This is a genomic window from Ferroplasma acidarmanus Fer1, assembly GCF_000152265.2.
Classification (GTDB): Archaea; Thermoplasmatota; Thermoplasmata; order Thermoplasmatales; family Thermoplasmataceae; genus Ferroplasma; species Ferroplasma acidiphilum.
Genome location: NC_021592.1, coordinates 1,650,658 through 1,675,217, shown reverse-complemented (window position 1 = coordinate 1,675,217; position 24,560 = coordinate 1,650,658). Strand labels below are relative to the sequence as shown.

At 34.8% G+C, this 24,560-nt stretch carries 16 protein-coding genes and 2 pseudogenes; 6 read left to right on the top strand and 12 right to left on the bottom strand.

Translation table 11 applies throughout. The features are described from left to right. The first annotated feature begins 102 nt into the window (after positions 1-102). From FACI_RS08445 to FACI_RS08435, 3 genes are all read left to right on the top strand, one after another. A complete protein-coding gene (locus FACI_RS08445) occupies positions 103-456 on the top strand; it encodes a zinc-ribbon domain-containing protein (RefSeq protein WP_009887735.1) in 354 nt (117 codons plus the stop codon). An 87-nt stretch (positions 457-543) separates the two neighbouring features. Continuing rightward, positions 544-810, top strand: a complete 267-nt coding sequence (locus FACI_RS08440; protein ID WP_009887734.1) for a hypothetical protein — start codon at positions 544-546, stop codon at positions 808-810. 338 nt (positions 811-1,148) lie between these two features. Beyond that, a complete protein-coding gene (locus FACI_RS08435; RefSeq protein WP_148285751.1) occupies positions 1,149-2,159 on the top strand; it encodes a hypothetical protein in 1,011 nt (336 codons plus the stop codon). A 1,003-nt stretch (positions 2,160-3,162) separates the two neighbouring features. On the opposite strand, the gene FACI_RS08425 is transcribed toward FACI_RS08435, so the two are convergent. The 6 genes from FACI_RS08425 to FACI_RS08405 form a co-directional block, all read right to left on the bottom strand. Further along, the gene (locus FACI_RS08425) at positions 3,163-3,765 is read right to left on the bottom strand and encodes a recombinase family protein (protein ID WP_009887732.1); all 603 of its coding nucleotides are present in this window, start codon (positions 3,763-3,765) and stop codon (positions 3,163-3,165) included. 4 nt (positions 3,766-3,769) lie between these two features. Next, positions 3,770-4,837: a helix-turn-helix domain-containing protein gene (locus FACI_RS08420; protein ID WP_009887731.1), complete on the bottom strand. Its 1,068-nt coding sequence runs from the start codon at positions 4,835-4,837 to the stop codon at positions 3,770-3,772. A gap of 229 nt (positions 4,838-5,066) precedes the next feature. Next, positions 5,067-5,231: a hypothetical protein gene (locus FACI_RS10330; protein ID WP_009887729.1), complete on the bottom strand. Its 165-nt coding sequence runs from the start codon at positions 5,229-5,231 to the stop codon at positions 5,067-5,069. Positions 5,232-5,233: 2 nt separating this feature from the next. Beyond that, a complete protein-coding gene (locus tag FACI_RS08415) occupies positions 5,234-5,737 on the bottom strand; it encodes a tyrosine-type recombinase/integrase (protein ID WP_256378733.1) in 504 nt (167 codons plus the stop codon). A gap of 53 nt (positions 5,738-5,790) precedes the next feature. Further along, entirely contained in the window at positions 5,791-7,185 is a 1,395-nt protein-coding gene (locus FACI_RS08410; RefSeq protein ID WP_076611274.1) for an IS1634-like element ISFac6 family transposase, read from the bottom strand. Positions 7,186-7,356: 171 nt separating this feature from the next. Next, entirely contained in the window at positions 7,357-11,454 is a 4,098-nt protein-coding gene (locus FACI_RS08405; RefSeq protein WP_009887726.1) for an ABC transporter substrate-binding protein, read from the bottom strand. 118 nt (positions 11,455-11,572) lie between these two features. Between FACI_RS08405 and FACI_RS08400 the strand changes: the two genes are divergently transcribed. Further along, complete coding sequence (locus tag FACI_RS08400) at positions 11,573-12,436, top strand: IS481 family transposase (protein WP_009887724.1); 864 nt, start codon at positions 11,573-11,575, stop codon at positions 12,434-12,436. A 1,390-nt stretch (positions 12,437-13,826) separates the two neighbouring features. Next, positions 13,827-16,901 carry a S41 family peptidase gene (locus FACI_RS08395; RefSeq protein WP_019841748.1) on the top strand — a complete coding sequence of 1,025 codons (3,075 nt, stop codon included), beginning with the start codon at positions 13,827-13,829 and terminating at the stop codon, positions 16,899-16,901. Between the two features lie 23 nt (positions 16,902-16,924). Here FACI_RS08395 and FACI_RS10405 read toward each other — a convergent pair whose 3' ends face one another. The 5 genes and pseudogenes from FACI_RS10405 to FACI_RS10515 all read right to left on the bottom strand — a co-directional run. Next, positions 16,925-17,146, bottom strand: coding sequence for a hypothetical protein (locus FACI_RS10405; protein WP_238553351.1), 222 nt, complete (start codon positions 17,144-17,146; stop codon positions 16,925-16,927). 103 nt (positions 17,147-17,249) lie between these two features. After that, positions 17,250-19,370: an ABC transporter ATP-binding protein gene (locus FACI_RS08385; protein WP_009887720.1), complete on the bottom strand. Its 2,121-nt coding sequence runs from the start codon at positions 19,368-19,370 to the stop codon at positions 17,250-17,252. Next, positions 19,367-21,490 carry an ABC transporter permease gene (locus FACI_RS08380; protein ID WP_009887718.1) on the bottom strand — a complete coding sequence of 708 codons (2,124 nt, stop codon included), beginning with the start codon at positions 21,488-21,490 and terminating at the stop codon, positions 19,367-19,369. Before FACI_RS08380 ends, FACI_RS08385 begins: the two co-directional genes overlap by 4 nt. 3 nt (positions 21,491-21,493) lie before the next feature. Then, positions 21,494-22,381, bottom strand: coding sequence for an ABC transporter permease (locus FACI_RS08375; RefSeq protein ID WP_009887717.1), 888 nt, complete (start codon positions 22,379-22,381; stop codon positions 21,494-21,496). Between the two features lie 179 nt (positions 22,382-22,560). Then, positions 22,561-22,800: pseudogene (locus FACI_RS10515) on the bottom strand (IS481 family transposase); the annotation flags it as partial. Positions 22,801-22,871: 71 nt separating this feature from the next. Here FACI_RS10515 and FACI_RS08370 point away from each other — a divergent pair. Further along, positions 22,872-23,783, top strand: a complete 912-nt coding sequence (locus tag FACI_RS08370; protein ID WP_009887716.1) for a transposase — start codon at positions 22,872-22,874, stop codon at positions 23,781-23,783. Between the two features lie 16 nt (positions 23,784-23,799). Here FACI_RS08370 and FACI_RS08365 read toward each other — a convergent pair. Then, positions 23,800-24,456, bottom strand: a pseudogene (locus FACI_RS08365) (IS481 family transposase); the annotation flags it as partial. Positions 24,457-24,560: the final 104 nt, after the last annotated feature.

Here is a 24,560-nt window from a genome sequence, read left to right as displayed (position 1 = left end):
GCATATAAATGATTGCTATTTTCGAAAGCTGAAATATGAAATATATGTTTAACTTAAATACCGTTTCCTATTTTAGATATATGAAAGGTGATATTTATCGATATGTCTAATCTTGGAAAGTACGCACCATCAATACTAATATTTTTATTAGATCATGATAAAGTCAAAAAAACTGATTTGTTGAAAGTAGTCCCATCTACAGGCACTATGGAAAGCACTGTGAAAAGATTGGAAGAACAAGGCGTCATTCGTACAGAGAAGAAATATATTGGTAGAAGGATTATTTATATTTCCCTGACAGAATACGGACATGCCATAGCTGGGCAATTTAAAAATATCAATGAAATAACAAACAGTAAGTCCAGTGGACAATACAAAATATGCCCTGTATGCGGTACTAAAAATGATGAGGATGCAAAGTATTGCAAAAATTGTGGAAGCAAATTAGATAAATAAAAATTTTAAAACTTATTGTAACTTTGTGGTTATCTTTTAAAATTCTATATACCAATAATTAAATAGTGAAAATGTCTATATTCGTATATGTTAATTGATAGAAATAAATTTGGGGAAATTCAGAAAAGTGCCTGGATCACTCCATCTGAATTCAAAACAAAATTAATAGAGAATCAGGGAAAAGATATAAAGCTTCAGTTAAAAGGCGAAAAAAATAGGTACGTAACTATTGTACGTGTTTCCCAAAATGAAGTTACTCTAAGTGAACCAGGGGGAGAAGTTATTTCAGTTCCTCTATCAAATGTAGCCGGTTTTACCACCGAAACTGACTGGTATAGACAAAAGAAAATGTAAATTTTTGATAGAATTATAATAGAAAAATATTCTAAAATATGGTAAAAGTTTAACAATTTGAAATGAAGTCCTTCCTGAATACCACATTTTACAATATTTAAAGAATGCAATGCACCAGAACAATATAATTAAAAAAAAATTACCTAGATATTGTGTAAAACCACAAAATTAATTGCTCTGTTTTTATAACATTTAATTCTCATATGAATTCGAATCCAGTAAATACTGATGCACGGATAGTTTGTATTACAAAAATTAACCGATAAATTATTAAATAATAAATTATTCACTAGTATTATTACAGAAATATGTATATATATTCATGTGTTAATTTCGTTGTGAATAAAAAGAGGGTAATAACAGGTGTATTAATGGCAGCAGTATTTGTAATGATAGCCTTTGTCCCTGCAACGGACAATATGCATACAGCTCAAAACAATACAGCAACTAATAACATATTACCACAATTTGAAATGAACGCCAGTACCATAAATAATATAAATAGCAGGTTTGCACAGAATAATTTTGAAAACAGGAATTTAAATTGGAAGCCAGTTAATTTGTCGAAATCCTCATTATTAAATAGAAGCTCAATTAAAAACTTCACAGAAAAATATGCTGTAATCAATAATCAGATATATTTACAATTGACAATAAATAACAGCAAAATGCCGCGAGGTGCTAGAAATCAAAATACAACATTAGTAGGAGCCAACTATATAGAATATATCGAAACAACAGATAATAGCCTTAATATAAAATCGATAATTTATCGTGAAAATGTGAATAAGAATATAGGGAACAAATCGGTTTATATAATTAATGGCAAGAACGCTAAATTAATCTCTGTGGACCCAGAGACATACCATCAATCATATGGATGGGGAAATGCATGGGTATTCTATGCGTCTGATACTTTTCAGGGTCCTATAGGAACAGGTGACTTTACCAATCTTATGACACTCATAGGGGGTGTTACAGGACTGGCAGTAGGAGCTGTTTTTGCTGCTTCTGCAGCCATAGCGGCCGTTGCAGGAATATTGGGGGCGGTTGTTGCGTTTTCGTGGGCAAGTTTTGTAAATTTACATACCACCAGTCAGGATACTACTGTTCCATATGTCGAGATAGCCGTCTCTGAGGGATATTGGTGGGATTTTTGGGATACAGGAGCCTATGGAGAACTTGGCGCGCACTCAAATCAGGCATATAATTTTAATGGTCAACTGGTATATTCAGGAGGATGGCTATATTTTCCATTTTTAACAACTGAACCCCTGGGTACTGGTCTGCAAATCACAAGTTTAGCACCGCATGCCAGTGTTTGGCCAAGCGTATCTCCACCATGGTGATATTATGAACAGGTCAGAAAATATAAAAAAGATAAACAATTACCTAAGAATTTTTGCAATAATTTGGGTATTTATGATTAGTATAGTGAGTTATAGATTACTTTATCTTGGCTCTATAGGCAATATTATAAGCTTCTCATATAATTATTATACCGGCATCCTGCCTGCTATACTTGTAGCACTTGCAGCGTTAGATATTTTTTTCTATTTAGACTATTTAAAAAGTAAAATCACTCATAAACATATGAAATCTAATCTTGCATTATGGATACTTTTAGTTGTTATGTTATCGCTTTATGTATTCATTTTACCGTTTTTTCCACCTAATATTGAACCAAACATTTTTAAAATATTCTCGTATTCTATGATTTTCATTATTACTATTATCCCGTTTATCGTTTCACTTGCTATACCTATATATTTATTAGTAAATAGTAGAGGCAGAGTTAGAACTTATATGCAGTGAATGATATTAAGTTTCATTCGTTCAGAAAAGACTTGATATATAGGGTGGACATCAAAACTATTGCCATACCCTGTATGTCTATTACATACTTGGATTAAGATTTCGTGGAGAATTGGGGGTATATATTAATTTCTCGGAGTATGAGATGCACATGCATACAAGGATATCTGGAATCGAATGCAGTATTCATGCTGCCAAGATTGCCAACGAACCTTGAAGCAGAAATCCGGATTTAAAAAAAATTAATAGAAAACAAGGGGAGGATATAAAGCTTCAGCTAAAAGGCGAAAAAAATAGGTACGTAACTATTGTACGTGTTTCCCAAAATGAAGTTACTCTGAGCGAGCCTGAAGGAAATAATATATCGGTCCCTCTATCTAATGTTGCCGGCTTTACCACAGACACTAACTGGTATAGATATAGAAAATGTAAAGTTGTATGAATTAGAGTAGAAAACATTCTTAGATGTGTCCGTTAAAGATTTCTTTTCCGGACAGTAAAAAAAGTACCAGGGTATATATAAAGAAATCATTGATTTTAACGTATAGGTTTTTCGGACGATTTTATTATGTCATATACCGTTGACCTCTTTATCCCTACAATTTGGGATATTTCCCTTATTGATTTTCCGCTTTCCCTTAATTTAATAATCTTTGAAGCACTTATATTCTTTTTGTCTAAAATGCGTGGCCGTCCAATCTTTTTGTTTTCCTTCATGGCCCTTGCCATGCCATCTTTTACCCTTTCAGATATTAATTCCCTTTCAAATTCCGCAGCTGCACCTAAAATGGCAAGCATAAAATCATTCATTGGATCCTTTTTCTCCGAGATTTTCAATCCCTGGTCGATGGCTTCAAAGAACTTTCCTTGAGATCTAATAATATTGAAGCATTCAAGCAGGTTTTGCAAGGACCTTCCGAATCGATCCAATCTTAAAACCAGTATCCCATCAAGCTTGTCCAGATCATCCAGTATTTGCTTTAATCCTGGCCTGTCTTTCTTTGAACCGGATGCAAAATCGATATATTCTTTATAATTCCATTTCCTTGCATTGCAGTATTCCCTTAACCTGATCAGCTGGTTTTCAGGATTCTGCTCCTTATCCTTCGTGCTTACCCTTGCATATAAACCCACAATCATATTTTCACCTCATCATATAATTTTTTAATTCGTCCAGTGCATGGAAAAATTGGGTTGCTAAATTGTTCATTAAATTCAAGTGCTCATTTATCCTTTCGTCAAACTGGCTAAAAGCGTTCTTCTGGATTTCTTCCTGCTTTTCCTGGATCTGCATCGTTTTCTCCTGCACCTCTACTATCTCATTGATTCTGTCATAGAATTTTCCGGAATTCAAATCATCTAAAAATTGCTTATATATTTCCAGATTTTCAATTAATTTCTTTGGATGTACTGATTCAAACTCTGCCGGTCCTTTGCTGAAGTCAACTATTTCGGAAATTTTGCCATCATCCGGATCATAAATTCTTAGCTTTTCCCCTGTATCTTTCTGGATTTTGCCCACATTAATGGCCAGTTCATCGTTTTCAATTGCGATTTCGCCCCTGATTACTATGGCATCAAGAACATTGTTTGTCAGCCTTCTTAATTTTAATCCAGGAATATGTTTTGACAGAAGCGACTCTATATGCTCAACTTCTGGCTCAATTAGGGCCATAGCTTTTGTAAGCAGGATTTGAGGATCATCAACCTCTTTATAGGGCATCCTTACTTCAAGGTTTGTAAACTTTATTGCCCTTGTAGAAACAGTTACGTTAAAGTCCTTAAATTCTACTATTAAATCAGAATAGTTCCTTAGATTCCTTAAATGTGTTGGATGGTCCTTGAATGAAACTATATGTATATTCTCTGCCGGCAATGGTGTTTTTAGCCAGTATTTGATTTGAAGTGCGTGGAGCCTGTAGAATTTATCAGATTTTTCTGTAAGTGCTTCCACTTTGCCTGACTGTGTGGGGGAGTTATCTACACTTTTATTGCCCAGTATAGAATAGCCTTTCAATGTTATTGAATAAAACCGGTTATCAGGGCTTATATGGTTTATTAAATATCCATGGTTGATAAGCCTTTTAATTTTCTTGGATACTGTTCCTCCTGACTTATATCCCATAATTCTTCCAATTTCCCTTGCTGATTTGCCTGTTAATAGATAAGAAATGATTTGGGAATACTCTGGCCCTGGATTAAACGTTCTCATATATGCAACCTCACATGTGCTTCCACTTTGCTGCTTCCACATTTGTATGAGAAACTATCTATAAATTGCTGAAAATCCTTTATAAATAGGAACTTCTCTGTACTGCTTCCACTTTGGGCTAAAAAATTATGAACTAAAATTAACTTCGGAAAAATAATGTATTTACTTCCATTCTCATATGATGGTGCCCGAATGAATGAATTTTTATTTTTCACATCGATTCTAAAAATCATTTAACATCCCTTTTAAGAATAAAATATTCTAATGCTATATCCTGGTCTTCCGGGGGGTCTACATTGTAATAATACCAGTAATTCATAATAGTTCTGGCAATTCCATGGCCAAATCTTTTTCTTAAATTATAATAACACCTCGAATTTATATAAGATGCCATGTTTAAACCCCCGGAAAAGTGTATAACTCCATTTCAATCCCCTTGAGTCCATTAGCAATGTCACAGGGTTTGGAAGATTTGAACATGGAAGACTCATTGTAAAATTTTATAGATTTGCTTTTAATCCTTTCTAATGCTTCCTCTGTGTTCATCCTCGAATATATTCCAGTGGTAGCCAAATCCTCGTGGCCCAGCATTTGCCGGAGGCTTTCTAAATCTATGTCATTTTTAATCATATTATGTGCATATGTATGCCTGCATTTATGCCAGCTAAACTCTATTACTCCTGTTTTTTTCTTAATATCCTGGGCTATATTCCCCATATATTCTGAAGTTACCTTTCCTTTCTTGGTGGTGAATAAGTATGGAATATCATTATTATTTCTAACAAATGAATAATCCATAATTACTGTCCTTGTATTATCATCCAAAAACACATCCCTGCTCTTTTCACCTTTTCCGTAATTTACAGTTAAAAAATTATTGTGTATATCTCCTCCGGAAATTAGTATATTTAATACCTTTACATGGAAAATACAGCTAAATAATATTATAAACCTTAACTCCCCAATTTTTTAGGGAATATATTTGTACCTAATTGTTCATCTATCCTTTCGGATGATGCAGGAACCTCTGAAATAATTTCTTTACTGTTGTGTATAATCCTGTAAACCCTTGAATATTTTAATAATGCATCCTTTACAGATAATTTATCAGTCAATCCTGCGGCCCTTATGAGAACAAATATTGAGTAATATATGTATAATGATACAAATGAAATAAAGAAATAACCCCTTATGGAATCATCATTGCTTAAGTATGATTTGTCATTTTCCAATTCATTCTTCATAGCATCAAATGACTGTTCTATCTCTTCCCTCTGCTTATACATTAGGTATATATTTTCAGGTTTGTCATCAATATTTGAGAGTATTGCAATCTTGCCGAATACTTTAGATGCACTATTATAATCATCCTGGCTCTTCTTATTGTCTGCTATCAGTGATATGAATGTATTTGCCTCCTCTGACATTAACAGCTGGTCCTGGAATATGTATATAGTATATTTTCCATATTTATATGATGTACACAGTATTCCCCTGTCCCTGTACATGAAGCTTGATTTGAATTCAATGCTATAATCAATAATATTATTATTTCTCCTCAATGGCATTATGAATTTATTATTTATTTCATCCGCTAAGGAATATGATGCAAACCCTCTGTCCATTACTAATACTCCATTAAAATTAATCTCTTCCAGTACCTTCCTTAAAGATTTTATATCCCTTACAGAACCGTCCAATGATTTAAGAAAAACAGGCTTATAGTAATCTAAGTCAAATACCATTGCAATATTGATCTGCGGTATATACTCGTGCTCATGGTTATGCCCCTTCTCTGCCATATTTATATTCTCTGACCTTGAGAATATTGATGATAGGTCAAATGCAAGCTTCATGGAATCGTGCATTAGATCATTGAATAGATCATACTGGCTGCTGATATCTGAACCTGTTTCAATAAGAAGGTCTGTCAATGTATTGGGCGATACATGCGCATTGATATATCTGGACATGTACAGTTTATCCCATCTTTCCTTAATGCTTTTCATCGGTGTATAGCTTATTAGCCTTACCACAGACATTGCGTATATGGATTCCCATGTATCAGGGAAGTGTTTCTTCAATAATTTAATTATATCCTTTGATACAGAGTATATTAATTCTGAATTTCCATATTCATACACAGACCGGGATTTGTCATTGCTTACTATGCCATTTTCTGTAATTCTTCCAATGTAATCAGATACTTTCCTTGCACCATGCTTTTCCTTATCATATCTTGTTGTTGAATGGTATAAATAATAATTTCCGTTCAGCCTCTTCACCTCAAGTGGAATCTTCCTTTTCCTTTTTTCTTCTTGCAGTACATCCTTTACCCATTCTTCCATATACCCTATATAGGGAATATATAATATTAATGTTTGCATTGCTATTATAACTGTAAAGACATGGGAATTAAAAATAATAATGGATGTATTCCCTATAAATTTGTGGAGTTAAGGTTATAAAATAAAAAAATTCTTAATATTGTAATAATAAAACATTATAAAATAAAAAAGTTATTTTTTAGCAGCCTTTAGCTTCCTCATGCTGATTGCATACATTGCAATGAATATTGCTGCTATGACAGCAACCACTCCGATTATTGCATAGTACAGTGTATAGGACGGTGCTTTGTGTGGAAGCACATAGAATGTATATGCCTCTTTTTGTCCTGACCCAGCTAGTGTCAGAGTTACTGTAATCTTTGTGATTGTGGTTACGGGCTTGGATGTGTATGTCAGTTTATATGATCCTGATGAACCTGTTGAGCCCTTACTGACAGATATGTGCCCGTAGTTTGTTGATGCTGTGAATGATAGATCCTTGTATGAGGGGCCTGCTGCTGTGTTATAGGTAGAGTTGATGTACATTGTGTATTTGTGGTCGCTCAGTATGAAGTACGACCCATTGCTGTATGATGCGCCCAGGAGGTACACTGTTGCTGTCGGGAATATGTATGGATTTGTTGTGTTGTTGAATTCAAATGGTGTTGATACTATGCTTGTTGCAGCAGAGTATTCGGCACCGGTTGCATTCATTCCCATTATCCCTAACTGGAATTCATCGTATGGTACAAGGTGCGTTGATGAGAATGGAACCAGCTTGTAGGCATATGTTGAGTTGTATGTGTACTCGCTCGCGGTGAAATTAACATATGCTACACCTGCGCTGTTTGTTGTCACCGTATATTCAGGCATGCTTGTTGACCCGAAGGCTGAATTTGGATCAGTAGCAGATGTTGTCCCTAATGTAGATGTGCCATATACTAATCCTCTATTGGCTCCCAGAGCATTCTGTGCTGTCACCGTTATGTTGTAGTTGCTTAATGGTTTCCCATCCTGCGTTGCTGTTAAGGTCATCATTTCCGTGCCATTGTTGGTTATGGTACCCTTGTATGATACTGATATATGCACTCCGTGCATTGATGATTCATTTACCATTACAGGTATTTCAAATGGCTGTATGACACCAAATCCGGATGGGTTCATGGAGGATGTGACCTGGCCTAAATCCATGTATGGAGCTAATCCTGCCATTGGAGCTGATCCCGAATAATCACCCATGAATATATACGTATGTGCAAACCCGTCTGCTACATTGCTTGTATTCCAGTCAAATGATGAATTGTATTCCATCATTATGTTTATGTCTCCAGTTGAGTTTGTTGTCCCTGTTATTTTGGTCATATTGTAATCCGCAATAGGCACCGTTTTTGTTCCATTTAGCCCTGTTGTATCCACAAACATGTATGTGTTTGTTGTGTTTGTCAACACCTGGTTAGTAGTATTCACAAGCTGTACCAATCCGGATAGGGATTCTACTGTGTACTGATACCCTGATATGGGGGTTCCTGTAAGAGGATTATATACCTTAAGCTCCATCATTGTAGTTTTCGAGGTCGTATTATTTGCTGTGGATATATAGTCAGGATATTTCACGATTTTATATGCAACTGCATATGGCTCAACATCCACATTGAACGATCCTTTTCCACTTACGTAGCTGGAGTTTGGAGCTATAGCTGTTACTGTAAACTGTACATCTCCTGCGTAGTCACTTGTATAGATAGCCTCATTTTTAGGAGTTACCAGGAATTCAAAGTGGTATATGCCATTTGAATTGGTTTTCCCGGATACAGATGTAATGTTTACTATTCCACCATCGGAAGCTATGTATCCAATAGAGACTGGTATATTTGGCATTGCCTGGCCATACTGATTCCTTACCTGTATAGTAAGATTCCCGTATTGTCCACTGTAGTATATCTTGGAATTGCTTATTACACCAACCTCCAGCTGGTATGGTAATGTAACTGGTTTGGTTACAATTACAGGCTTTTTAAGGTGTATGTCCATAAAGTTCCAGTACCAGAACCCTGTTAATGCTAAACTGTCATGGTCAATTCCCGTAAATGTTGAGTTGACTATTGCCATCGGATCCACAGTATATCCAAGGTTTTGCAATGTTGCCTGGTCAGCCAGAACATACTGTAATACATCAAGTATCACATGCTCTGCAGATGCGTTTGTCTCCACGTATGATTCATTCACAAGCTTGTTCAGGAAGTTTGTAACGTATGCGCCACTGTAAGTTTTATCATGCACTAATGACATATTTGGGCTGAATGCTGCTGGATTCTCACTTATGACTGTGCTAGATGTACTTATGTTCCCAGTTGTCAGGTTTACTGCAAAGCTTGGGCCTGATGTGTAATTAAACGTTGTGAACGGACCGAGGTAGAAGCCTGTGCCTGCACCAAGATATGAGTTTTCAAATGCTGATAAATCATCTGCAGGATTGAGCACTATATCTGATAACGCTAGATCAATTTCTTGGAATGCTGTAGGGTTTGTCGGTGATTGGGCCCCTAAATTAGCCACTAATGTCGAGAAAGACTCTTCTTTAACTGTTGTAGAGATTCCAAGGTCTGTCCAGTAAGTGGCTATCTTGTTTGCACCCTCGACTCCCAGTGGATCTTCAGAGGCAGAGGTTATCTGTATTGTCTGTGTAACCGGTTTTCCTCCATAGTACAATGTTGTTCCTGAAAGTACTCCAGGAGTTGTTCTTGAATAGCTCAATACATTAGCCGACGGCATCCCTTTAGTTGCATTTATTGCATCGTCTATATACGATTTTGCCTTTGCAAGGTCAAAGTGGTAATATGGAACACCGGATGCCTGCCACAGTATATCTGAATCCGGTACAGGAGTGTCTGGCCCGGGTATTGAGTAGCCTTCAGCAACGACTGATGCAAGATACGTCTTCGGTATTGCGTATTCCAATGCCACCCTCAAATCTGTAATATTGAAAGGCGCATTTGCTGCATATGAGCTTACCTGCTGGTACCCGTATCCCGTTCCGGCCTTATCATATATGTACGAACTGGGTATACCCTTTACTGTCGGTATAAACGTAGCTGGAAGGGCATTCAACATTGCGTATGTCTGCCCATCAGATAATGAGGCTACTGCTGCAGAATCTGAAGTATATATTGCAGCGTATATGCTGTATACTTTCGGTGTAAATTGTGAAAGGCTTGGAACATACTGCACAAAGTAATCCGGGTTTACATATAATTGCCAGTAATCGCTGGATATCCATGCACCCTTTGGCATTCCGAACCCTGCATACATCATGTATGGTCCAGATCCTACTAATCCAGGTGCGTATCCTGTTGAAGGGTTATATCCCAGATTCCAGGTGTTGTATGCCCCGGATGATGGTAGTGTTGCTGAATAGTTCCACAGACCGCTAATTGAGGAATATGCATGGGAATCCCATACGTTGTAAGGCATTATCGGCGTGTCCAGTGCCGTTTCCTTGAATAAGGATATAGGCACAGGTGTACTTAAGTAGTACTCTACAGTTAAATTGTTTACAGGCACGATATTAACAATGCTGGGGTACTCGCCTTCGAAATCTTCAGATTCGAATAATATTTCCCATGAAAGTATGAAATCGGCAGACTGTACGTCATACGTTTGCATTGTAAGGTTTTTCGTTGCTACAGTTATATTATGTCCCACTGCTGTATCATATATTATAGTATTGTTTACATCCGCTGGCTTGCCATTTGTGCCCAAAAATGTCTGGGTTAGAGGATATGAATATGTATCGCCAGCATTTGCAGATGTCCAGTCCTGCCATTTGACACCGGATCTTATATGTAATGTGTATATGTAATTAACATTCATTTTTGTTCCATTTAATGGGTCAACTGTGGTTATGTTATGTCCGGCAACAGAATAGCCTGTTACCCCTGTAGCTAGCCATGGGCCTACTGTCTCGTTCGGGAAGAAGTTATAGGGCGTATCATATATTTCGTCTAGAAGTTCAAAATCACAGACACTGGTAGCAGAGAACAAGCTTAGATGGTTAATATTCCCAACTTCGGCTACCTTATATGTGCCGTTCGTATATGTCGGTGTTGAAAAAACGTTGCCCTGCGCATCCGGCTGGGTATTTGATTGTGTGCTGGGGGTTGTTCCAAGTGTGTTTATAGCACCCTGGAAAGCTTCGCCAACAAACATAGCAGAAACAAAAATCACTGCTATCACAACCAATACCTTTATTAACTTTTTATTTTTTTCGGTATTATTAAACTTTTTCTTCATTAAATAAGAAATATACAGTAGTATATAAATATTTTTATTATCTACTTTATTTATATTGCCCCGTAAATATTTCCTATATATACCCTCTAAAAATATAATAAAAGAATATAAGCCCAGAATGAAGTTAAATGAGAAAAAAATAAAATACATAATAAGGGAGAAAAATAAAAGGAGATCATCTACAGAAATAGCTAAGGAAATGAAAATTACAGCAAGGTATGTAAATTATATTTACAAAAAATACAGGGATAATGGGGAATATACAATAGGTAAAAGAAAACATAGGGAATTAAACAGCAAAGATGTAGAAATAGTTAAAGAAATAAGATATGAATACCCTATGTCAGGGCCTGAAAGAATAAGGAAATACCTTAAAAGAAAAGGAATAACAATAGCTAAAAACAATATATACAGAATACTGTTATTATTAAATATGGTGGATAACAGCACTAACAAGAAGAAACAGAGGAAATATATAAAATACGAGAGGGAACATTCCAATTCACTATGGCATATGGACTGGACTAAATATAGTGACAGTGAGAAGTTAATAATAATAGAAGATGATGCTTCAAGGTTCATAGTAGGAATGGGAATATACAATGAGGAAACAATAGATAATACAATAGAAGCTTTAGAAATAGCAATAAACACTTACGGTAAGCCTGAGGAGATATTAACAGACCATGGAACACAGTTCTTTTCAAATGGAAAGAATGGAATACCTGGAGACCACAATAAGTTCCAGGAATACTTGGATAACAACAATATAAAACATATATTAGGAAGGGTAAGGCACCCGGAAACAAATGGAAAGCTGGAGAGGTTAAACTATACCATAAAACGTTTAAGTCCATATTTCAGTACCTGGGAAGAAGTAGTGTACCATTACAACTATGAAAGGATGCACGATTCCCTATCTGATGGTGATAATATAGTTACACCTGCAATGGCATATAAAAATAAAATGGTGGTAAAATGAAAAAATATAAATTCATACGGTATATAAAGGAAATAATAATGGGACAGTACAATTATCTACTTTATTTTTGACATGGTTAATTGGTAAAATATAAGAACCCTTTGGTGATCGATAGAATAATCAGATAAAATTGAATATTAACCATACAAAAATAAAATACATTATTAAACATAACGAAAGGATAATACTATAAAATAAATCTGCACATATATTTTATGGGTAGATTCACCACATGTGCCTTAATCAAGCACGGAATTCTCTTATATTCTAAAATTCTCGGCGCTTACCGTATATCATTATAACAAAAATTCATCATTCGTTCATTTTTGGCGATTTAATTCTACTCGTTTTGCTCTTATTAATCCTATACCAGTAATTCTCTATAACGGGCTGTGCCCGTAATTTATGTAAATGATAAGTCTTTCTTTGCAATAAATTTAATCATCAAATATAAGTGAACGCTCCCGTTATATTCGTACCTAATAAAATTTAAAAATACAAGCATAAAACATACCATACTAAATCTCAGAGTTACAGAAACGTTAAGTATGCCAATAGTAGTGTCTCACATACTCCCACAGCTAAAGTGGGGTTCCTACTTTTCCTTATGATTCGTATTTATCCCCCATAGCCCGGATGGTTTTGCAGGAACCTGTTACTGAGTTTTAAGGTCAATGCCGGTTATAACATTGCCTCTTTAGGAGTATCAGTGTTCCCAACCTGTTACACAAGTCCTAACGGATCAATGATATACTCAGGATTTGCTGGCATAACTTGCTTAAAAGTAGTATAATGCCTGAAGATTGACATCTTATAAGTATATAGAATTTACGCATTCATCCCGCAGCTAAAACACATGGGCTTTCTGCTTATGGATCGTAAAACAACAATACTACCACTGGTATTCTCAAATTTTTGATGTAATGAAGTTATACTGAAATAATTACACCTAAAGTCTAACCAATCAACGAATATGGCAAGCACAAATTATTATTGCATTCTATGTGGCACCGTTCTCTTCCAAGGATCAGAATGCAATGTATAATAATCACAACAAATTTCTGATATCCATTAATCTCAATAATATAAAGCATATGCGGCGATGGATAATACACCCCGGAATTAAAGGAGGAAACCGAAAGATTAAACCATACTATAAAGCCTTGAAGGCCTTATGTTTAGACGAGAAATGAATCGCTTTTGTATTATAACGATGAAAGGGCACCCAGCTTATTGCTAATGGTGAGAATATAGTTGGAGCAGCAATTACGTATAAAAATAGAATAGTGGAAGAAATGAAGCCATACAAAGTTATAAAATATATAAAGGCGATGATATTCAGGCGGCACAGTAGACAAAATGTATAAATAAAGATTGACTATTAATGAATATGGAAAAATATTTAATATATCCGGACGTGAGGGATAATTTAATTGCATTTGTTAGTGACAATGATTTATGGACATATAATATTGATGATAAAAATGTTGAACGATTAACAAACAATTTAGGAATAATAACTAATCCAAGGATAAGCCCTGATAAAAAATATGTATATTTCAGGCTAATGACTGGTAAATCAGGCGACTCCTCGGATATATATTCAATAGACATTGAAAATGGTAATCTGAATAGGATCACCTACCTATGTGGCAAAAGCACAAGCAGAAGAATGTATACATCTATCGCAGGTTTTGATAAAAACAACAATCTAATAATTTCCACAGATGCATATTATCCATTTGGAACTCCTATGCTTTTTAGGATAATAAATAAAAATCTGGAACCTTTGAATTTAGGTCCTGCATTAACTATTATATACTATAAAAATAACATAATACTTGGGAGGAATACAATAGACATGCCCCATTGGAAAAAATATAAAGGTGGAACCAGGGGCAAAATATTATCCGCAAAAAATAATGACTTTAAAATAGTCGTTGACCTCGAATCAAATGTTAATTCTCCAATGATTTGCAATGATAATTTATATTTTATTTCAGACCACGAGGGCACTGCAAATATTTATTCCACAGACTTGAATGGAAATAATATTACCAAACATACAGACTTTACTGATTATTACGTAAGAAATGCAAATTCAGATAATAATAGGATAATTTTCCAGAAGGGAGGATCCTTGTTTATACTTGAAAATGATAAAGTTACAAAATTAGAGATAGATATAAACGTACCATCGGTAAATACAGAAAACAGAATATTAAAAGCAACCGATTACTTAACAGATTATAAAATAAATTATTCTGGAAATTTAATCGGATTAATAACAAGGGGGCAAGCTATATTCACAGGAATAAAAAATGGACCGGCAATGAATATAAATAAATTAAAAAACCAGATAATTGAATTTATGAATAACAATAATGTGGTGGTTTATAATTATAATGAAGACAACAATAATATACTAATATATAACATAGATAAAACATTGAGAAACAGCTTTGAATTTAGAAATGGAATTATTTTTTCACTGAAGGTATCACCGGATAATAATTATATTGCAATAGGAAACAACAGGTATGAATTATTTATTTTAAATATAAAAGATGGGGGCATAAATAAAATAGATGAAAGCAAATCAGGAGTAATTAATGATTTTTCATGGTCAAATGATTCTATGTTGCTTGCATATTCATATCCTGAAACAGAGTATTATGGTTACAATGGTAGCAGTTCAATAAAGCTATATGATCTGAAAAGTAACAAAAAATATGATGCAACAACATCCGGTTCTGTTGATTTTAATCCTGTTTTTAGCATAGATGGCAACTACTTATTTTATCTATCTAAAAGGTCTTTAGACCCGGTTTCTGACCAGCTGGCATTTAATTTTGCCTATCCAAAAATAACAAAACCCTATGCTATACCTTTAAAGGAAAATGTATTGCCTTTATTTTCAGATGTACCTGAAGAATTTAACGTAAACACTCTAGGAAACTATAATCTAAAAAATATTTTAAAGTTAAGCGAGGTATTTCCTGTAAGTGCGGAGGATTATGTTAATATTACTCCGGTGAATAATGGTGTTTTATTATTTTATTTTCCTGTAGAGGGGTCTATGAAATATTACTTATTTAACAATGGTGAGAAGGCCGGTAATGTAAATCTATTTGATTTTAAGAATAAAAAAAGCGAACTGTACGAAAATGATGTTGTTAATTATGCAGTATCAGGAAATAAACAGTTTTTATTAATCAGGAAATCAGGTAATAAATTTATCAAAAAAGAAATAGAAAGTAAAAAAGATGATACCGTAGATATAGATAGGTTAAGTATCACAGTAGAACCTTTAAATGAATGGAAAAACATGTTATACGATACTTTTAACTTAATAAAGGAAAACTTTTGGAGTAAAGAAAAACTGGAAAAACTCGGCGATGAGCCATACTTTAAATATAAAAGGCTATTGGATAAAATAAGCAGCAGGTTTGAGTTGTCTGATTTAATGAGAGAAATGCAGGGAGAGTATAGCACATCGCATTCTTATGAGATCGGAGGCGACCTGACAAATATCGATTCCGTAGGCATAGGCAAACTGGGAATCGATTATACTTTTGAAAACGGCAAATATGTAATTACTAAAATTTATAATGGTGATTTATCAGATGAAAATGAAAAATCCCCCTTATTATATACAGACATAAAGGAGAATGATGTTATAAAATCAATAAACGGTGTGACTCTTGATGAAGATAATAATCCCGATAGGGTATTGTTAAACCATGCAAAAGAAATAATAACATTGGAAGTTGAAAAAGGAAACGAATTGAAAAAATACTATGTCAAGACGATGATAGACGAAAAATATTTAAGGTATAGAAACTTCGTTGAAACAAATAGAAAATATGTACATGACAAAACAAATGATAAGATTGGGTACATACATATCCCTGATATGGGAATGAATGGCCTTAATGAGTTTTTCAGAATTTTTGACCGTGAAGCAAACCGTGATGGCTTAATAGTTGATTTAAGATTCAACGGTGGAGGTTTCGTTTCACAGTTGTTACTGGAAAAATTATCTAGGAAGAGATTGGGATATGACGTCCCGAGACGCGGTATAATACTGCCTTATCCTATTGACTCTGTTAACGGCCCTATGATAGCATTAACAAACGAATATGCCGGTTCTGATGGAGATATAGGCACACACGTTTTTAAATTAATGAAACTTGGAAAAGTTATAGGTACAAGGACGTGGGGCGGGGTAATAGGCATAAATCCTAAAATCAAACTCATAGATGATACAACAGTGACTCAACCACAGTTCGCAACATGGTTCAAAGACGTTAAATATGGGTTGGAAAACTATGGATCTGAACCTGATATATATGTTGAAAATATGCCACAGAATTTTCTGAAATCCCAGGATCTGCAATTAGACACAGCAATTGAAATGATTTTAAACGATGCAAAAAACTATAAAAAACTGGAGTTAAGTTAAATATACTTATATCCAGAATTTGGTTATATTACAAAAATGACATACCCAACAATCATGTACAATATTCCAATGCCAATAAATATCAGTGTCATAATTAATTGTTGCTTATATATATCGTTAAAATCAGAATCTTCAATGTGCTGCCTTGATTGAAACAAAGATGTAACATACTTTTTTGCGCCAAAATCGTACCACGCACCTACAAAAATCACAAAAAATCCTGCAATAAAAAATAGGACTGGCATATAATAAATGTAATTAAATCTAAAAAAGAAGTGAAAAGGCAACGGTATAAATATCATAGCAATTAGTATTATAATTGGTATTAAAGAAAATTTTAGTTTAGGCTTATCGCTTAAACTCATTTTTGTTCCTCAATAATTCTTCTTCGGTGAAATGACATACATAGGAATGCCCATTTACTTCTTTCAATGGAGGCGGAGTATCCTTGCATATTTTCTGATGGTATATACAACGGCCATAGAATCTGCAACCTTTTTCTACATTTATAGCATTTCCTATTTCTCCGATTATTTCTATATCTCCTGGATCCCAATCAGGAGTTGGTAGAGGTATTGCCCTGATTAAAGCTTTTGTATATGGATGTAAAGGATTATTGATTATATCATCTGCATTGCCATATTCAACCAGAACACCCAGGTACATAACTGCAATTCTATCGGATAAATAATATACAGAGGCTATATCATGTGAGATGTATATTACCGATAGCTCATCAGTTTTCCTTATATTATTCAACATGTTCATAAATCCGGCCCTTAAAGAAACGTCGAGCATTGACGTGGGCTCATCGGCAATAATAAACTTTGTTTTTAAAATAAGTGCCCTGGCGGTTGCAACACGCTGTTTTTCGCCACCTGATAGCTCATAGGGAAACCTGTAAAGATAATTGCTGGGTGGATTTAAATTAACCTGCTTTAAAGCTGCTGCTACCATATTTTGCATTTCTTCTGGATTATTGGTATATCTATGGGCAATTACAGGCTCTGATACTATATCGAAAACGGTCATCTTCGGGTCCAACGAATCATAGGGATCCTGAAAAATCATCTGTATATTTCTTTTAAATTCCTTATATTCTTCCTCTGATCTATTCTTCTTAGTTAATTTTGTAATATCTATAGTTTTGTTGTTTAAATGGTAATATATATTACCGCCGGTAGCTTCGTATAATTTTATGAGAGTTCTCCCAAGTGTTGTTTTGCCTGATCCAGATTCACCAACAATTCCAAGTATTTCACCTCTCCTTAAGTAGATATTTACATCATCCACAGCCCGTACAAAACTGTGTGATCTTGCAAAAAGTGAACCTGCACCTCCTTTTAAATCAAAATATTTTTTTAAATTCTTTGTTTCAATTATATTGTCATTACTTACCACATAATTTTCATTGTATTCCTCAGAATTTAATTTATTTGGTTTAAGTGTGTCTGCGAAGAAACATGCACTATAGTGCTCATCTCCCACTTTCTTTAGTTCAGGGTCACTCTCTTTACATACATCGTTTGCAAAATAACATCTTTCATAAAAACGGCATCCTCTTATAAGTTTAATTGGATCTGGTAATGTACCGGGAATACCATTAACATGTTTCTTTCCATTACTAATACTCGGATAACTCTTTAGAAGTTCTATAGAATATGGATTTTTTGAATTAATATAAATATCCCTCGACGTGCCATATTCCATCATTTTTCCTGCATACAGGACAACTATGTGATCTGCTAGCTGGGATATAACGCCTATATCGTGGGAAATAATTATTAACGATTTTATTTTATTCTCCTGTTTTAACTTTTTTAGTTGAGAAATTATTTCAGCCTGTGTTATCACATCGAGACCTGTTGTTGGTTCATCGGCTATAACTATATCCGGACCCAAGGCTAGTGCCATTGCTATTACCGCCCTCTGTTTCATACCTCCAGACAATTCATGGGGATATGCATCAAGGACCGAGGGATTTAATCCAGCTAATTTCACGGTCTCCAGGAGCTTTTTATCTATTTCTTCATCAGTATAATCAGTATGTATTTTGAATGCCTCTGCAATCTGTTTCCTTATAGTATAAACAGGATTAAATGAGTTCATAGCACCCTGGAAAACCATTGATATATTCTTCCACCTCATATTTCGGAGATTTTCATATAATGTTTTTTTACTCTTCCTGCTTATTTTTGTGGCACTGCCTGAAACATATGTGTTATCCTTGAATGTTATGCTTCCATCAACTATTGCATTTGGCGCAAGCAGGGACATTATAGACATAGCTATTGTACTCTTTCCTGAACCGGACTCGCCTAAAATGCCCAAAGTTTCTCCCTCATGCAAAGTCAAGTTTATGTTAGTCAGAGCATGAACCATGCCACCGAAGGTTTTAAATGTAACAGACAGGTTCTCTATTTTTAAGGGTATTTTGTTTATTTCATTTGATTCTTCTTCATTAATCATCTACGACCACCTATTCTTGGATTTACAACGTTATCCATTCCTCTGGATAGGAATATGAAAGCTAATATGAATAGTGTAATTGCAATTATTGGGGGCATAAACCACCATGGTGCCAGAGCCAATGCAAAAGCATCAGAGTAGAACCCATCAAGCATTCCTCCCCATGTCGGCACTGTTAGTGGAGCTATCCCAAGAACCTGTAATGTTGATACTGCTGCCACTGCCCCTCCAATATTAATTGCCGTTAAATAAACTAATATAGGTGTGACATTTTTTAACATATGATTCTTTAATATCTGGAAAGTGCCTGCTCCTGATACTTTTGCTGAATCAACAAATGCCCTATTTTTGAGGCTTCTGACTATACCTATGAGGGTAAACGCTGCAAATGGCCAACTTAGAAGTGTTAATACCAGTATTATCCCGGTAAGTGATGGCCCGACTATTGCCGCTACAACAATAAGTAAAGGAAGGCTGGGTATCAGGTATATTGCAAGAGACAGTGTTTCAAAACCCGCACTTACTATACCAGCAAAATAACCTATTAGCATGCCTATGGCTAAAGATATTAAGAGTATACCTATACCAACTGTAATTCCTATTTCTATGTCTGTTAAGAAACTACCTATAAATTGCGACCATGCATCATTGCCATGTGCAGTTGTTCCCAGCGGGAGTATACTATTTCCACCTACCGGAGTCAATGTTGGAGGTAGTGGATTCAGATCCTTGCCTGCAGTTGAGTATATAGAAATATTATCGCCGTGTGAAATAGCAAATGATTCTCTTCCACCGCTTAACGGGTTCGCAAAGAATAAGGGGGACGAACCATTTTTAAAGCTCAGGCTCCACACATAAGACCCGGTTGCCATATGATCCGCCGGTAAAAATATATAAGCTCCAGTATCATTGTCTAAAAGGAAATTATCTGAAAAGACATCAATTCTATTAATATTAATAGGCAATGACATCGTTCTTAAGACACTGTTTGGCTTATCCAATATATACATTGTTTTATTTGATACTCCTACAAGCACATACGATGGGTAACCTGTAGAACCTCCAGTGCTGGATACTGTAGTTATTCTATTTGCTGTATTGAATATCATAGATTCAGAATCATTAAAAGTGTTAATACTGTAAATGGACGTATTGCCTTGAACAAATACTCTATTATATGAATTGTTAGACGTTTTATATGCACTTGGTATGTATATCATATTTATATTTTGTTTTAAAGTGATATTCGTTTCAAGCTTGCCTGTAGTTGTATATCCAAGAAGGTGATTCCCCTGGGAAACAAAAACTTCTGCACTGCTACTAAAGCCTGCTGCATCAAACTCATAATTCGTAGGTTTTACGTTATATGGCAATTTAATAGAATGTTCTGCACCATTTGTGCCGTGTAACAGATTATACATATAATACTGGTTTAAATAATAACCTGTAGTATTATGTGAAATTATATAAATATACACAGGATAATCGGGATAGGCATAGTATGCTGAATCGTATTCAATGGTGTACGATGCCATCAGTGAATGATCTGTAAAACCACTTGTAAATAGTCCTGTTACATTATTCATAGGTATTTTTGTAACCTGCATGGTAGGTGTTCCATGCCCTTCAATCCCTGAAGACCATGTTGTCTCTCCTATCAGGATGTTGCCTGAAGTATTTGCTATAACGTATGTATGCACACCACTTATTAGACTTTCTGCAGTAATTGCAGTTATATTATTTACGGGTGTGCGACTCTGATCTAAATGATAAAAAGTCCCATTACAAACATCTACACCATATATTCCTGAAGCGGATGCTGTATATACCAGATATACTCCATCTGCAGAGCTGGATGATGCACTTATTCCACTAACTATTACAGGCAATTTTGAAGATAGCTGTCTGTCTGCCACTGTAAACTCCCCTTCAGGAGCCGTATATATTAAAGAATCACTGTGCTGGATTATCAATGGCGAAATTAAAGCTAATACAACAAAAATGAGAACTATATAAAATCCTACTTTACCATATTTTGAATTATAAAATAATCTCCAATTTTTCTTGAAATTGTATAACCGAAATTGTAATTTTTCTTTTCTATAACTTTTATTACTCATAATTCACACCTTTATCCTCGGGTCTATCCATGCGTGTATAAAATCTACTATAGAATACGTAAGTATTACTATCAGAGAAATTATAAACAATGCACCTTCTGCGAATGGGTAATCTTCCTTGAGTGTCGATTCATATAGTGCTGTTCCCATACCGGGAATGCCAAAAATAACCTCCACTATTACAGCGCCACTCATTAAAAATGCAAATTCAAGTGCCATTCTTGTGGACATTGGAACCATTGCATTTCTAGCTGCATGATGCAACATTATATTTTTCCTTTTTACTCCCTTAGCCTCCGCAGTCGTTATAAAATCTTCTCCCAACACAGATACCATTGCCGCTCTCATAGTTAAAAGATGGCCCATCGATTCTATAGCTGTGAGAGTTAATATGGGCATTGCATAATCATAAGCCACTACTTTGAGCGTTCCAAGCGAAGGATGTGTAATATATCTAAGAGGGAAGACTGCAGTTATTGGAAATATTTTAAGATAGGCAGCCAAGTAAACCCAAACTACAATGGCCAGTACAAAAAATGGTATTGAATTTAGGATGGTAGCTGTAGATATCACACCACCTTCTGATTTTTTGCCCTTTAAAAAAGATGTGTATATACCCAGCGGTAAACCTATTACAAATGACAATACCGCTGCAACTCCGAACAATAATAATGTATAGGGTAAAGCCTGGCTTATCATAAATATAACACTCTCACCGGTATAATAATCATCTCCGAAATGAAACGTAATCATGTCCTTTAAATATATAATGAATCCGCTAAGGGAGAATTTACCACCAGCCAAACCTAGTTCTTTCTCAATTCTAAGTTTGTCCGCTGCTGTTGGATGCTTCAAACCATGCAAAAATAGGTCGACCGGGCTACCGGGCATTAGTCTAAATACTATATACAGTATTATGAGAATGAATATAACTAATACCACGTCCTGTATAACTTTTCTAACAACTAGATATGGGTTCAATGAGATCAAATGACTAATAATATTGCTATATTTAATATTTTTGGATAATACGTACGGTGTGATATCTGGTAATTAGTTCCTTTATATATTTATTGTTCTTTAACATTTAACTTACCTCCTTTTTCTTCATATGCCATAGATGGTGTTACAACAGGCCTGTCATCTATGGATAATGACATATGCCTTCTCTTATAATTATAGTAATATAAAACTTCATCCCAGGTACTGAAATAAGGCCTTAAACGTTTTATTGTATAGTTCAGCCTTTCCAGTTTACCATTTGTCTGTGGATGATCTATCCTCCCCAGTATATGTTTTATATTATTGTTTAGGGTGTCTCACATTTCATAAAATATCAGACAAATGTCGAACATTATTAACAAAAAAACAATAATGGGATATGCCCTCACAGCAAATCCCATTGATTATGGAAATCATAGATAATATTGTTTCGCCTGATGACAGGAAAAGAAAGTACACAGATAGACAGATATTGAAGGTACTGATAGTTTTACAGATTTTCAATATATCTTATAGATCAGCCAGAATATTCCTCACAAACCATGAGGAATATATCAGAATGGCTGGTATCACAGAAATACCAAGCTTCCAGACCCTTTCAAGGAGGGCAAGGATGATAGACCTCCATGCAGTAAACAACGAAATTACCTATCTTTATTCAGTTGAATCAATAGCTGCAATAGATTCATTTATAATCCATACATGCAAGCATTCAACTGCAATGAGGAGAAAAGTATGGAGTAATTATAAAGACCCTGTATCTGGATGGTCAAAGACCACAAAGGGATGGTCTTATGGTAGAAAATGCCATATGTCAATAGATATAGATTCTCTCATTATAATGGAATGGCTTATTACAAAGGGAAATATGCATGATTCCCATGTGTCGCATAATATGGTGGATTCTGTGAGAGGCTTCTCATATATTCTTGCAGATTCAGCTTACGATGCATCAGATATTTATGATTATATATTTGAAAATACACATGCTCTACCTGTAATTGATACCAATAAAAGAAGGGGAATTATTCCTAATAAGTTACCCGTAAACAGGAAAATAGGCATTGACCTGAGAAAAGAATATGCTTCAATGTATCCTCTTAGATGGGAAATAGAACGTACTTTCAGCATACTTGAAGAGATACTGAAGTGCGAGAATATCTGGTACACTGTGAACAGGGATTATGATACTGCAATTGGATTAAAGGCCATTGCGTACAATCTCATGGTAATATCAAACAGGGAACTGGGAGAAAAACCGAGGAAGATAATGAAAATCGTCAATTGTTAAAATGTGAGACACCCTAATTATTGTTGTCTAAATATTCCTGGAACTTATTGTGGTCTCCAGGTATTCCATTCTTTCCATTTGAGAAGAACTGTGTTCCATGGTCTGTTAATATCTCCTCAGGCTTTCCACATAACTGTATAGCTATCTCCAGTGCTTCTATTGTATTATCTATTGTTTCCTCATTGTATATTCCCATTCCTACTATGAACCTTGAAGCATCATCCTCTATTATTATCAATTTCTCACTATCACTGTACTTGGTCCAGTCCATATGCCATAGTGAATTAGAATGTTCCCTCTCATACTTCAGGTATTTTCTCTGGTTCTTCTTATTAATATCCTCATTTACCATATTGTATTTTAACAGTATTCTGTATATAATATTATGCGATATTTGTATACCCTTATCCTTAAGGTATTTCTCTATCGGCAATGGCCCTGATAAAGGATAATTATCCCTTATGTTAATTATTAATTCCTCTGTATTGCTGTCTATATTCTTTTTCTTTCTTCCTGTTTTATATAATTCTTCTTTTCCATATTCTAAATAATTGAAATAGATCTTATTTATGTACCTTACAGTTACTCCATAAATAATTGCTAATTTCTTAGATGATTCTCCTTTTTCTTTCTGTTTGATTATGTATTTTATTTTTTTATTGTTTAACTTCACCTTTTCTTTAACTCTTTTTTCTATATTATAATGTTTATATAGTATACTATATTAATTTTACTTTTTACATATAAATATTCATAACTTCTATAGCTTACGCTATT